This window comes from Erwinia pyri (assembly GCF_030758455.1).
Taxonomy (GTDB): Bacteria; Pseudomonadota; Gammaproteobacteria; order Enterobacterales; family Enterobacteriaceae; genus Erwinia; species Erwinia pyri.
The window spans coordinates 1259157-1272578 of the sequence record NZ_CP132353.1; the positions used below are offsets into that span (position 1 = coordinate 1259157).

A 13422-nucleotide genomic window follows, 5' to 3' on the forward strand; every position below is an offset into this window, starting at 1 on the left:
TTATGGCGGATATTCAGGCCACCCTTCGCTACACTGAACGACTAAAACAGCAGGGCCTGCGACAGGTTCTGTTTGTCAGCGGCGAAGCTGAATGGGGCCAGAGGCAGGCGCAGGAGTGGATGGCCTGGCTGCCGGGAGACTGGCTGTGGCTCGGCGATGCGCCGCTAAGCCCGCTGCATTGCGCGCCCGCTGCGGCCAAGACGCTGCTGGGCCGCGAGTTTCTCCATGCAGTATTTGATGCGCGCACCGGTTTTCATGCTGAAGCGCTGGCAGCGCTCGCCGGGACGCTAAAAGCGGGGAGCTGGCTGCTGATTCTGGTGCCCGACTGGCAAGAGTGGGCTTCCCTGCCGGATACAGATTCGCTGCGCTGGAGCGAACAACCTTCTGCTATCGCTTCCCCTCACTTCATCACTCATCTGCAGCGGCGGGTCAGGCAGGATAAGGCAATCGCTCTGCTCCTGCAGCATCAACCTTTTACGCTGCCCTCTTTACCCGCTTACCCCGCATGGCAGCCCGATGAGACCTCTGAACAGCAAGCTCTGCTGGAAACCTTACTGATAAGCGAACCGGGGATCTCGGTATTGATTGCGCCGCGTGGAAGAGGGAAGTCCGCTCTTGCCGGATTACTGGCTGCGCGCTGGCCGGGACGCTGCCTGATTACCGCGCCAGCGAAGGTTGCCACCGATGTGCTGGCCGAATTCGCCGGGCAGGCCTTTGAATTTATCGCCCCTGACAGGCTCCTCGCTGCCGGCCCGGAATTGCAGCCAGAGTCTGTAGAGTGGCTGCTGGTGGATGAAGCGGCAGCGATCCCCGCTCCTCTTCTGCACCAGCTGGTGAAGCGATTTCCCCGCGTATTGTTAACCTCTACGCTTCAGGGCTATGAGGGGACAGGCCGGGGTTTTATGCTGAAATTCTGCGCCACGCTACCTCAGGTGACGCTGTTAAAGCTGAACCGGCCCCTGCGCTGGGCTGAGCACGATCCGCTGGAGCGCTTTATCAACGATCTGCTGCTGTTTGCCGAAGCGGATCCGCAACCGGAGGCGCAACCGGTACGCTTCACTTTCCCTGAACAGAGTGACTGGCTGACTGAACCAGAGCAACTCTCAGCGATGTATCAGCTTCTGACAAGCGCCCACTATCGCACCTCTCCGCTGGATCTTCGGCGGATGATGGATGCGCCGGGCATGCACTTTGTCTCGGCACTGCAGAAAGAGACGGTTCAGGGCGCGCTGTGGCAGGTGGATGAAGGCGGCCTTTCAGCAGCGCTGGCAGAGGCTGTCTGGGCAGGGCTTCGGCGGCCGCGGGGTAATCTGGTAGCGCAGTCGCTGGCGGCGCATGGCGGCTGGCCAGCCGCCGCACAGCTTCGCTCCAGACGTATCAGCCGTATCGCTATCGCGCCTTCCTGTCGCCGCCAGGGTATCGGCCGTGAGATGGTTCTGCAAAGCAGGGCGCAGGCACAAGGACTCGATTTTCTCTCGGTAAGCTTTGGCTATACCGATGAATTATGGCGGTTCTGGCAGGCCTGCGGCTTCCGGCTGGTTCGTATTGGCAGCAAGCCGGAAGCCAGCAGCGGCTGCTATACGGCGATGGCGCTGCTACCGCTAAGCGAGGCGGCGGAACAGCTGGCGCAACAGGCGACAACGCGTTTACAGCGTGACTGGCCGTGGTTACAGCGGCTGACGGACGTTAGTCTTGAGATCCCTGCCGAAACCGACCTTGCTCTGGATGAGGATGACTGGCGCGAGCTGGCTGGTTTCGCCTGGGGATATCGTCCCTACGAAGCCAGTATCGGCGCATTAGGGCGGCTTGTCGGCCTGCAAACCGTGCCGCTGCCTTTGCTGCAGGGTGCGCTGCTGGCAGAGTTATCTGCTGCGCAACTGAGCCAGGCGTTTGGCCTTTCGGGCCGCAAAGCGTTGGTGGCGGGCTGGCGACAGGAAGTCCGGCGGGCACTGGCCGCGCTTAACAGAGAAGAGTGCGAACGCTGGCAGGCGTATATGCAGACTTTGCATGAGAGCCACGGAAAGGAGAGTGAACGGTAGGGCGTGGTGAGTAAATGCTGCCCTGCAAACTTCGTTAGCGGACAGCCCGGAAAACAGAGCAGGGGCGGCTGCCCCTGCGGCAAGCTTATTTCTTTTTTGGAAAGTCGTCTTCGTCATCCCACTTGTCGTTAAAATCACGATGTGGCGGTAACTCCGGTTTGTTATCCAGAAACTTCTTGTGATCGATGCGCTTTAAATCTTTGTAGACGTTCATCAGCACGCCCACCATCAGCACAATCACCAACAGCCACCAATACTCTTTCAGGAATTCCATCATCGATCCTTATTCGCTTATGCGATCAGCTGTTCCATAATCCGCTGGTACATGCGGCTCAGCAGCTGCAGATCCGCGGCTTTAACGCACTCATTGATTTTATGAATGGTGGCATTAACCGGACCCAGTTCAACCACCTGCGCCCCCATTCGGGCGATAAAACGTCCGTCTGAGGTGCCGCCCGTGGTCAGCAACTGCGGTTTAATTTCATTATAGTGCTCAACGGCATTCACGACCGCATCCACCAGTTTACCGCGGGAAGTCAGGAACGGCTGGCCGGAGACTTTCCATTCCAGCGTGTAGCGCAGCTGATGACGATCCAGCAACGCTTTCACCTGCAGTTTAATCATCTCGTCAGTCAGCTCGGTGCTGAAGCGGAAGTTAAACTGCACACAGAACTCACCAGGGATCACGTTATTACTGCCGGTTCCGGCCTGCACATTGGCAATCTGCATGCTGGTCGGCGGGAAGAACTCGTTGCCCTGGTCCCACTCGGTCGCTACCAGTTCATTGAGAGCGGGCAGGGCACGATGCACAGGGTTATCAGCCAGATGCGGATAGGCAACATGCCCCTGCACGCCATGCACGGTCAGATCAGCGGTCATTGAGCCGCGGCGGCCGTTTTTTACCACGTCTCCGACGATTTCGGTACTGGAAGGTTCGCCCACCAGACAGTAATCCAGGCGTTCGTTGCGCGCCATCAGCGCTTCCACCACTTTCACCGTGCCGTGCGTGGCGCTGGCTTCCTCATCGGAAGTGATCAGAAACGCCAGGCGTCCTTTATGGCCAGGATGGCTGCTGACAAAGCGCTCTGCGGCCACAATCATCGCCGCTAATGAGCCTTTCATATCTGCAGCGCCGCGGCCATACAGCATCCCGTCGCGGATGGTGGGTTCGAAAGGTGGATTGATCCAGCGGCTGGCATCACCGGTAGGCACAACGTCGGTATGTCCCGCAAAAGCCAGCGTTTCACCCTGACCGCGCCAGGCCCAGAAGTTCAGCGTATCGCCAATGGGCATCGGCTCAATGGTAAAGCCGAGCGCCTTCAGGCGTTCGATCATAATAGCCTGACAACCGGCATCATCCGGGCTGAGGGAAGGGCGACGAATAAGCTGCTGCGTCAGCTCAATGACCGGACAAAACATAATCAGGATTTCTCCGAAATAAAGGGCTGATAAGTGGTTTCACTGAAACCCAGCAGCATAGAGCCGTCTGCGCTGCAGAGCAACGGGCGTTTGATCATTGCTGGCTGTTCCAGCATCAGATCAAGCGCGGTTGCAGCACTATTCACCGCATTACGCTGCTCTTCGCTGAGCTTGCGCCAGGTGGTGCCGCGCGTGTTCAGCAGGGCTTCCCAGCCCAGCGTGTCGATAAAGTGTTGCAGCCTTGCACGATCCAACCCGTCCGCCCGGTAGTCATGAAACTGGTACGCCACGCCGTTCGCTTCCAGATACTTTCGCGCTTTCTTAATGGTGTCGCAATTTTTAATGCCGTACATCGTTAGCATGACCCGTTCCCTTCTTTTTTCTGGGGGTTTCAACTATATTCGATATGGTTCAGGCGGTTAGTCTACAACGGATGCGCCTTTAAGGCAGCAGGGAAGGCCGGAATATCATTATCCAGACAGAGACTTAGCAAAAGGAGGGACAACATGAACTATTTAAAAGCGTCTTCCGCCCATACGGTTGAAGAGACTCAATCGATGATCGTGATCGCCAGGACGAAAACAAGCCGCTGCGATGAGTTTAATCATATTGTGGAAGCGGTGCTGGCGGAACACCCCGATGCCAAAACGCATATCGACAGTGAGAGCGGCGGATACGATAAAGTGATTGTACTGAAGTAACAGTGGATCTCTCCGGGGGGCGCTTTGCCCCCCAAGGCTTATCGGGTCACAAACCCTTTTTCCTGCAATCTCAGTAGCGCCTTCCCTTCAGCGTAAATCATTCCTGTGGTCAGCGAAGCGTAACCGAGCTTTTGATAAAAGCCGATTTTATCCGGCATGGAATAGATAAACACCTTGCCGCAGGGGGCCAACGTTTTCATGATCGCCTCCATAAGCTGGCCGCCATAGCCTTGCCCCTGCCAGGCGGCATCGACAATCACGTCAGAGAGATAAGAAGCATAAGTCAGATCGCTGATGGCGTGAGCGGTCGCCATCAATTTGCCCCTGACGTAACCAAACCAGACAAACTGCGAATGTTGATAGGCTCGCTTCAGCACTTCCGGGTCACGCTGGCTTAAGCCAGCACGTTCAATTAAATCAGCCAGCGCCTGCCAGTCTACTGCTGGTTCACAGGCGTTGGTGCTCAGTACCATCTGATGCATGCGGATCCCTTACGTTATCGAATGATAATCAGGCTAGTGATTACTCTGGGTATCATCACGCCTGAACTGTGGCCTGCCACGCAAATTACGATTTTGATCGAAACTCTTGCTTTTTTGCGGATCGAAAACTGTTCACTTTTCCTTAGGATTAATCCTATAATGGAGACACAATAAAAAGCGAGGTGATTTATGATTGACTTAGAATTGGGGAACTGGAAGGATTTTATCGAAGCAATGTTATCTCGTAAATAACACCTTCTTTAAGTCGCGCACCGCAGCGTAACCGACAGAACCCAGAACAGTAGAAGGCAGCCCAAAAAGGCTGCCTTTTTTATTATTTTACCGGCTTCTCCTGCAGCGGAAAGCGTTGCCTGACCAGTACAAAGAAGAGCGGGACAAAGAAAATAGCCAGAACGGTGGCGGAGATCATGCCACCCATCACCCCGGTCCCCACCGCATGCTGACTGCCCGATCCCGCGCCGTTACTGATAACCATCGGCAGCACGCCAAAGATAAAGGCCAGCGAGGTCATCAGAATCGGACGAAGACGCTGCCGTGAAGCCTCCAGCGTGGCTTCCAGCAGATCCCGGCCTTTGGTGTTCATCTCGTTAGCGAACTCCACAATCAGAATGGCATTCTTCGCCGAAAGCCCAATCACCGTGAGCAGACCAACCTGGAAATAGACATCATTTTCCAGGCCGCGCGCCCAGGTAGCGATCAGCGCGCCAACCACGCCCAGCGGCACCACCAGCATCACCGAGAAGGGAACAGACCAGCTCTCATAAAGCGCCGCCAGACAGAGGAACACCACCAGCAGCGAAATGGCGTAAAGCGCGGGCGCTTGCGAGCCGCTCAGCCGTTCCTGATAAGAAGCCCCTGTCCACTGCAGGCCAAAGCCGGTGGGCAATTTGCTGACCAGGTTTTCCATTACGTCCATCGCCGTGCCGGTACTGACGCCCGCCGCCGACTCTCCAACAATTTCTACGGCAGAATAACCGTTGTAGCGCTCCAGCCGCGGCGAGCCGGTCTCCCAGCTGGTGGTGGCGAAAGCGGTAAATGGCACCATGCTGCCGCTGCTGTTGCGCACGTACCATTTACTGATGTCATCCGGCAGCATGCGGTATTTGGCCGCCGCCTGAACGTAAACCTTCTTCACGCGCCCCCGATCGAGGAAATCATTGACGTAGGTCGACCCCCAGCCGGTCTGTAACGTATTGTTGATATCGTCAATGGAGACGCCCAGCGCCTGCGCTTTATGCTGATCGACATTAATCCTCAACTGCGGCGTATCATCCAGGCCGTTATGACGCACGCGCGTCAGGGAGCCATTCTCCTCTGCGGCTGAGATCAGCAGATCCCGCGCCCTCATCAATGCATCGTGGCCCAGGCCAGCGTGGTCCTGCAGCTCCATATCAAAGCCGGCTGAGTTCCCCATACCGGTGATGGCTGGCGGACTGCTGGCAATCACGCGGCCTTCTCTGATCTTGCGGAAGGCTTTGGTCGCCCGTTCGATGATGGCGAATGAGGTGTTATCCGTGCCGGGGCGATCCTGCCAATCCTTTAGTCTCACGAACATGCGCGCCACGTTCTGGCCGTTACCGCCCGGACCTGCGCCTATGGTGGAGAATACCGACAGTACGTTATCTTTCTCCTGCGTCAGATAGTACTGCTCAACCTTGTTGACCACTTTGTTGGTTTCCTGCAGCGTCGAGCCGGGCGGCAGCTGGATCTGGGTGGTAAAGACACCACGGTCTTCCAGCGGCAGGAAAGAGGTTGGCAACCGCAGGAAAAGGAACGCCATCCCCGCAATCAGCAGCACATAGAGCGCCAGCCAGCGTCCTGCTTTGGCCAGAATCTTACCCACGCCGCGTTCATAACGCTCAGCGTTGCGGTTAAACATGCGGTTGAACCAGCCGAAAAAGCCCCGGCGGCCATGATGCCCTCCCTGAGGAATGGGTTTCAGCAGTGTGGCGCAGAGGGCAGGGGTGAGGATCATCGCTACCAGTACCGACAGCACCATCGCGGAGACAATAGTGATGGAAAACTGGCGATAGATAGCGCCCGTGGTGCCGCCAAAGAAGGCCATCGGGATAAACACGGCGGAGAGCACCAGCGCAATACCCACCAAAGCGCCCTGAATTTGCCCCATCGATTTGCGCGTCGCGTCGCGCGGGGAGAGCCCTTCCTCGCTCATTATTCGCTCGACGTTTTCCACCACGACAATGGCATCATCCACCAGCAGCCCGATGGCTAATACCATCGCGAACATGGTCAGCGTATTGATACTGAAGCCGCAGGCTGAAAGTACGGTAAAAGTACCGAGCAGAACCACCGGAACGGCGATGGTAGGAATGAGCGTGGCGCGGAAGTTCTGCATAAACAGATACATCACCACGAATACCAGCAGCACGGCTTCTATCAGCGTCTTAACCACATCCTCGATCGACGCTTTGACGAACGGCGTGGTCTCATAGGCTATTTCTGCTTTCAGGCCATGCGGGAAATAGTGGGAAAGCTCTTCAATGCGCGCGCGAACCAGCTTATCGGTTTGCAGCTCATTGGCCCCCGAAGCCAGCTTAACCCCCAGACCTGAAGCGGGCTGACCGTTGTACTGACTCAGGAAATCATACTTCTCGGCACCGAGTGCGACGTCTGCCACGTCGCCCAGCCGCACTTCTGAACCATTCTGGTTGACCCGCAGGGTGATGTTGCGGAACTGCTCAGGCGTGTTGAGCAGCGACTGCGAATTGATGGTCGCGTTTAGCGCCTGACGATCCACTGAGGGCAATCCGCCCAGCTGCCCCACCGCCACCTGACTGTTTTGCGACTCAATGGCGGTGACGACATCTGAGGTGGTCAGGGCATAATTAATCATCTTGTTGGGATCGAGCCAGATGCGCATCGCATACTGCGAGCCATAGGCATCAACCTGGCCCACCCCGTCAATACGGCTTAGCGGATCCTGCACGTTACTGGCAACGTAGTCGGAGATATCCTGCTTATCCATGCTGCCGTCGGTGGAGACAAACGCCACCATCAGGATATTGGTGTCACCGGTTTTGGTCACCGTGACGCCCTGAGACTGTACATCCTGCGGCAGTTTACGCAGCGCGCTTTGCAGCTGATTCTGCACCTGCTGGCGTGCCTCGTCCGGGTTAGTTCCGGCGACGAAAGTCAGGGTAATCGTGGCCTGCCCGGTGTTACTGCTTTGCGAAGACATATACATCAGGTTATCGATGCCGGTCATGTTCTGTTCGATAACCTGGGTGACGGTATTCTCCAGCGTCTCGGCAGACGCGCCCGGATAGTTGGCCGTGATGCGGACGTTAGGGGGAGCAAGTTCGGGATATTGCTCAACAGGAAGCGAAAAAATAGCCAGCGTGCCGGTCAGGCAAAGCAAAATCGCTATCACCCAGGCAAAGATCGGGCGATCGATGAAAAAATTTGCCATTAAAGCGCGCTCCAGGCCAGTCATCAGGAAGGGTCATGCGCCTGCCTTATCCCTGGCGCGCGAAAGTTGTCATCCGGGCCGCGGCAAATTTTTATAAGTTATTCAACATGCTCTGGCGCCTCTTCACTTTACCCTTCACCTTGTGAAGAATCGTGGAGAAATTGAGGAGAAAGTGTAAATTATCGTGCTAATTCGTCCACGGCACTGCGCCGGAAAGCCCAATGCTGCCGCTTCTTCTCACCGCCTCTTTGCCACCTCACTCAGGCAGGAAACTGCAACGAGATAACCGTTCCTGTTTCGGCTCCCGCTGCTATAGTCAGCCTGCCCTGAAGCGAGCTGGCCCGCTCCCGCATAATTGAAAGGCCATAATGCCCCGGCGGAGGATCCCCCTTATCTATGCCGGTGCCATTATCCTCAATTTCAATCAGGATCTCCCTGGAGGGAAGAGGGCGACAGCGGAGAGTGATCCTTGACGCTTTAGCATGACGAACTGCATTCAGTAGGGCTTCGCGGACAATCTGTAAGACGTGTACCTGCTTTTGCGCTTCCAGCCGGGGCATCTCAGCCGGGCTTTGCAGCACGATCTCCGCTTCGGTTTGCCCCTGAAGCGTGGCGATAACCTGTTGCAGGGCGGTGCTCAGGTCTGCCGGCTCAATGGATAACCGGAAGGTAGTCAGGAGTTCGCGAAGCTGAACGTTAGCTTCTGTCAGTGCCCGATCGATCTCACTGACAATCTCATGCGCTGGCGCGGCAGAAGCCTCAACCACTCGCTTCAGGCGTGCCAGCTGAATGCGCAGATACGCCAGGGACTGGGCAAGAGAGTCGTGCAGCTCGCGCGCGATGGTGGCCCGTTCCTCCATTACCAACAGATGACGAACTTTCTGCTGGGCGCGGTCCAGTTGCAATGACCGGGCCAGCATGGTCGCCACGCCCTGCATAAGCTGAGGTTCACTGGCCGCCGCTTGCCAGCGCAGTTCGGCCGCTGGCTGTTCCGTACCCGGTTCCAGCGGCAGGGTTAGCCAGGGAAGCGAAGCGTCAGCCTCGCCGCAGCTAATCTTTCCGTGCGGCGGTGCGATAAGCTCAATGGCGGCAAAGTTTTCATGCTGCGTCACTTTTTCCAGCACCGCAGGCCAGGCTTTTAAGGGTTCAAGGTGGTGATTGAGCGTTTCGGAGCACTGGTAAAGCAGGGCAAGGCGACGATTTGCCTGGCGCAGATCGCCGGTCTTCTCTCTTACGGCCTGTTCAAGGCGGGCGTACTGCTTTTCAAGCTCTACAGACATTCGGGTAAAGGCTCTGCCGAGCACGCCAAGTTCATTGGGCAAACCGGTATCCAGCGGAGCGTGATGAAAATGGCCATGCTCAATGTCATTACTCGCCTCCACCAGCTTATTCAGCGGGATCACGACCTGGCGTTTTACCTGGCGCAGCGTCCAGAACACCAGAACAGCAATGGCGATAAATCCCAGCAGGCTGACGCCAGCCACCAGCTTCATTTTCAGTTCAGCCCAGTGCTGAAGCGCCAGCACGAACAGATCGATCTGGGCGACATAAGAGGAGACGTTTTGCTGGTAATGATGCGTGTTGCCTGCCAGCAGTTCAGGTTGTAAAGCATGCCAGGCCAGCGTCAGCGCCTGATATCGCGCCCTGACGCTCTCCGGGACATAGGCCCGGTCCAGCGCCGTTAAGGCGGGTGCTTCCACCGACTGCTGGTAGGCGAGGATATCTTTCGGCAGAGCGGAAGAGAGGCTGGCAGCATCCAGAGCCAGACGGTAGCTCTGCATGCGCAGCGAGCCGGCGATATTCACCGCTTCGGCATCGCGCAGGCTGGTGGAAAGGGTTAACAGCGCCAGCCCGGAAGAGAGCACAGAGAGCAACACAATAGCGAACAGGGTACGGGCGAGAGTGTCGGTAACGGAACGGGTAAACATCCAGCGCTTCCTCTTAAAGTGTGGCGGAGAGTATAACCTCAACCTTCCGGCAAGAAACTGACCTGGAGGTGGTGAAAAGAAGAATGTTCAAAACGTGCGGTATATCGCTTGAAGCGCTATGACAACCTCGTTACAGTAACTTACCGCGTTAAGAAACCTCTGCGACTCCTCAGCTTTGACATATCCCCTTACAGCCTGCGTAAAATGTAACTTTCACTGACGCTTCTTTGGACAGTTCTGCATTCCTTCAACAATGCTTAACCACCTTTACCTCAGGCTCACTCTGGTTTTCATTAGTCTGTTCATAATTAACTCCGTAACGAAATCTTCTAACGAATGATAACTTTCGACGAGGAAATGATAATGAAAATGAAATTACCTGCACTGCTAGCCGCCACCCTTTTTGCTGCGACCTCATTTTCTGCACTGGCCGCCACGCCGGTCGATGAAGCGCAGAGCCAGAACATGCAGGCGATGGGCACCGTTTCCATCTCCGGCGTTAACGGATCCTTAGATGATGCCACCCGCCAGCTTTCCCAGAAAGCACAGGAAATGGGCGCATCGCACTATCGCGTTATTCGTGCTGATACCCCGGGCGATTCAAGCCTGTGGAGCGGGAACGCAGAGATTTACCGTTAAGTTTTACCGCTTATTACCCCACCCCTGTGTAGCCTTAGTGACCTCACTGAACCGACCGCCCTTTGCGGTCGGTTTTTTTATGCGCCATCCGGCAAAAATTACAAAAGCTCACGATTTGATGAGGGTAACTTTTGCGTCAGCTTTCGAGAACGGTTAGGATGCATCGCCGCAATTTTCCCGCTTCCGCTAAGAACAAAATTACAGGAAGCCGGGTTTTGCGCAGACGTTTGTGCTGTTGACGCAATCGTTTGGATGGCGGAGATCGGGATGCCCGGGACAGGCATCCGTAAAACTGTGGACAGGATAATAGGAAAGAAAATGAAAGCTGATAAAACAGCGGTTGCAGACAAGCGCGCCGCAAGAAGACGTTGGTTAAATTCTCATGACTCCGGCTATCACAAAGCCATGGATAATCGTCACGTACAGATGATTGCGATTGGCGGAGCGATAGGAACGGGACTGTTTCTTGGGGCAGGTGCTCGTCTGCAGATTGCAGGCCCGGCACTGGCTATTGTCTATTTAGTGTGTGGTATCTTCTCCTTCTTTATCCTGCGTGCGCTGGGCGAACTGGTTCTTCACCGTCCCTCCAGCGGCAGTTTTGTCTCTTACGCGCGGGAATTCCTCGGTGAAAAAGCCTCCTATGTGGCGGGGTGGATGTACTTCGTCAACTGGGCGATGACCGGCATCGTGGATATCACGGCGGTGGCGCTCTATATGCACTACTGGGGAGCATTTGGTGACGTTCCTCAGTGGGTATTTGCGATGGGTGCGCTGGCGATAGTCGGCACCATGAACATGATCGGCGTAAAGTGGTTTGCCGAAATGGAGTTCTGGTTTGCGCTGGTCAAAGTGCTGGCGATCGCCATTTTCCTGATTGTGGGGGTGGTATTCCTGGGAACCGGCAAGCCGCTGGATGGCAATGCAACCGGCTTCCACCTGATCAGCGATAACGGCGGCTTCTTCCCGCACGGCCTGTTACCGGCTCTGGTACTGGTACAGGGTGTGGTCTTCGCCTTCGCCTCTATTGAACTGGTAGGAACAGCGGCTGGGGAGTGTAAAGACCCGAAAACCATGCTGCCTAAAGCGATCAACAGCGTGATCTGGCGTATTGGCCTGTTCTATGTCGGCTCCGTAGTGCTGCTGGTGCTGCTGTTACCCTGGAACGCTTACCAGGCAGGGCAGAGTCCGTTTGTGACCTTCTTCTCTAAACTGGGCGTGCCTTATGTGGGCAGCATCATGAATATCGTGGTATTGAGTGCGGCGCTCTCCAGCCTGAACTCGGGCCTCTATTCTACAGGCCGCATTCTGCGTTCGATGTCGATGGGCGGATCGGCACCGAAGTTTATGTCTAAAATGAGCCGTCAGCAGGTGCCTTATATGGGCATTCTGGTCACCGTGGGCGTCTATATCATCGGCGTTTACCTCAACTACATTGTGCCTTCGCGCGTGTTTGAGATCGTGCTGAACGTGGCGTCGCTGGGGATTATCTCCTCCTGGGGCTTTATTGTGGTCTGCCAGATGCGTCTGCGTAAGGCGATTAAAGAAGGCAAAGCGGAAGAGGTAGGTTTTAAAATGCCCTGGGCGCCGTTTACCTCATGGCTGACGCTGCTGTTTCTGGCCAGCGTGTTGGTGCTGATGGCCTTTGATTACCCTAACGGCACTTACACCATTGCGGCAGTGCCTTTGATAGCCGTGGTTCTGGTACTGGGCTGGTTTGGCGTGCGTAAGCGCGTGAACACTGTCGCGCAGACCGAGCACACTGCGGTAAAAGAAGAGGCCTGAACGCGGGCTGAATAAAAAAAGGCCCTGCGGGGCCTTTTTTTGCGGTGATTCTCCGCAAAAGCTGGGCATTACTCCGCCAGATTTAGGATAGTTTTCTTACCTGTAGCGCCTTATGATGACAGGCTCCCGAAAAACGCACCGGAGCCTGTATGTCAGCCAAAATTGAAGTGATTAAGAATAAAGTCCTGTCAGAAAACTGGTTCGTCCTGCGTAACTTTACCTACGATTTAACCGCCAAAGATGGCACCACAATCCGCCACAAACGCGAGGTCTATGACCGCGGCAACGGCGCAACCATTCTGCTCTATAACCGTGAAAAAAATAGCGTGATCCTGACCCGCCAGTTCCGTATCGCGACCTGGGTAAACGGCAACGAAAGTGGGATGCTGATTGAAGCCTGTGCCGGACTGCTGGATGACGACTCTCCGGAAGATTGCATTCGCAAGGAAGCCGTTGAGGAGACAGGTTACGCGGTGGGGCAGGTGGAAAAATTGTACGAGATGTACATGTCTCCTGGCGGCGTTACCGAGCTGATCCACTTTTTTGCAGCGGAATATGACGACGCCCTGCGTGCCAATGCTGGCGGCGGCGTAGAAGATGAAGATATCGACGTTATGGAGATCCCTTTTCCCCAGGCGTGGGCAATGATCAAAGAGGGCCGCATCAAAGATGGCAAGACGGTGATGCTGCTTCAGCATGCGCTGATTGAAGGCTGGCTGAAGCTTTAACCTCTGCCGGTAACGCTATCACTATCCTGAGTCCTGCTCTTCCGGGAGAAACGTTGCTCCCGGGCTTCGCTCGTTGCCTCTGGTGAAAAGAGCAATTTAACTACTCAGTACGCCTTTCAACACCATTTTTTAAAACAAAAAAGCATTCTTAATAAGACTCTTTTTTAACTCAAATATCCTGAATTTCTTCACGCTATTTAATTTGTTCAGGCGACCCGCGTTTCTTTTTTTGCATTTCTATCAAAAGGATTCG

At 55.5% G+C, this 13422-nt stretch carries 12 protein-coding genes; 6 read left to right on the forward strand and 6 right to left on the reverse strand.

Annotated features, from left to right (window positions below; all coding sequences use genetic code 11):
• Positions 1 to 2: 2 nt before the first annotated feature.
• Complete coding sequence (locus Q3V30_RS05890; protein WP_306211384.1) at positions 3 to 2039, forward strand: tRNA(Met) cytidine acetyltransferase TmcA; 2037 nt, start codon at positions 3 to 5, stop codon at positions 2037 to 2039.
• A gap of 85 nt (positions 2040 to 2124) precedes the next feature.
• Here the strand turns inward: Q3V30_RS05890 and Q3V30_RS05895 are convergent, their stop codons facing one another.
• Genes Q3V30_RS05895 through Q3V30_RS05905 form a run of 3 tightly spaced genes read right to left on the reverse strand, consistent with a single transcriptional unit; the run spans position 2125 to position 3820 of the window.
• Positions 2125 to 2313 (reverse strand): YpfN family protein, encoded by a 189-nt coding sequence (locus Q3V30_RS05895; RefSeq protein ID WP_306213102.1) that lies wholly within the window; start codon positions 2311 to 2313, stop codon positions 2125 to 2127.
• 17 nt (positions 2314 to 2330) lie between these two features.
• Positions 2331 to 3458, reverse strand: a complete 1128-nt coding sequence (dapE, locus tag Q3V30_RS05900) for a succinyl-diaminopimelate desuccinylase (RefSeq protein WP_306211385.1) — start codon at positions 3456 to 3458, stop codon at positions 2331 to 2333.
• Between the two features lie 2 nt (positions 3459 to 3460).
• Positions 3461 to 3820 carry an ArsC family reductase gene (locus tag Q3V30_RS05905; protein ID WP_306211386.1) on the reverse strand — a complete coding sequence of 120 codons (360 nt, stop codon included), beginning with the start codon at positions 3818 to 3820 and terminating at the stop codon, positions 3461 to 3463.
• A 144-nt stretch (positions 3821 to 3964) separates the two neighbouring features.
• On the opposite strand from Q3V30_RS05905, the gene Q3V30_RS05910 reads away from it, so the two are divergent.
• Positions 3965 to 4159, forward strand: coding sequence for a hypothetical protein (locus Q3V30_RS05910; protein ID WP_306211387.1), 195 nt, complete (start codon positions 3965 to 3967; stop codon positions 4157 to 4159).
• A 38-nt stretch (positions 4160 to 4197) separates the two neighbouring features.
• On the opposite strand, the gene Q3V30_RS05915 is transcribed toward Q3V30_RS05910, so the two are convergent.
• Complete coding sequence (locus tag Q3V30_RS05915) at positions 4198 to 4632, reverse strand: GNAT family N-acetyltransferase (protein ID WP_428979252.1); 435 nt, start codon at positions 4630 to 4632, stop codon at positions 4198 to 4200.
• Positions 4633 to 4830: 198 nt separating this feature from the next.
• Between Q3V30_RS05915 and ypfM the strand changes: the two genes are divergently transcribed.
• On the forward strand, positions 4831 to 4893 hold the full coding sequence (ypfM, locus tag Q3V30_RS05920) for a protein YpfM (protein ID WP_157032631.1): 63 nt from the start codon (positions 4831 to 4833) through the stop codon (positions 4891 to 4893).
• Positions 4894 to 4975: 82 nt separating this feature from the next.
• Here ypfM and acrD read toward each other — a convergent pair whose 3' ends face one another.
• Together acrD and narQ are read right to left on the reverse strand one after the other, a co-directional pair.
• Positions 4976 to 8092 (reverse strand): multidrug efflux RND transporter permease AcrD, encoded by a 3117-nt coding sequence (gene acrD / locus Q3V30_RS05925; protein WP_306211389.1) that lies wholly within the window; start codon positions 8090 to 8092, stop codon positions 4976 to 4978.
• 260 nt (positions 8093 to 8352) lie between these two features.
• Complete coding sequence (narQ, locus tag Q3V30_RS05930; protein ID WP_306211390.1) at positions 8353 to 10020, reverse strand: nitrate/nitrite two-component system sensor histidine kinase NarQ; 1668 nt, start codon at positions 10018 to 10020, stop codon at positions 8353 to 8355.
• 363 nt (positions 10021 to 10383) lie between these two features.
• On the opposite strand from narQ, the gene Q3V30_RS05935 reads away from it, so the two are divergent.
• From Q3V30_RS05935 to nudK, 3 genes are all read left to right on the forward strand, one after another.
• On the forward strand, positions 10384 to 10659 hold the full coding sequence (locus tag Q3V30_RS05935; protein ID WP_306211391.1) for a YdgH/BhsA/McbA family protein: 276 nt from the start codon (positions 10384 to 10386) through the stop codon (positions 10657 to 10659).
• Positions 10660 to 10977: 318 nt separating this feature from the next.
• A complete protein-coding gene (gene ansP, locus Q3V30_RS05940) occupies positions 10978 to 12441 on the forward strand; it encodes an L-asparagine permease (protein WP_306211392.1) in 1464 nt (487 codons plus the stop codon).
• Positions 12442 to 12590: 149 nt separating this feature from the next.
• Positions 12591 to 13169: a GDP-mannose pyrophosphatase NudK gene (gene nudK / locus Q3V30_RS05945; RefSeq protein WP_306211393.1), complete on the forward strand. Its 579-nt coding sequence runs from the start codon at positions 12591 to 12593 to the stop codon at positions 13167 to 13169.
• The last annotated feature ends 253 nt before the right edge of the window (positions 13170 to 13422 follow it).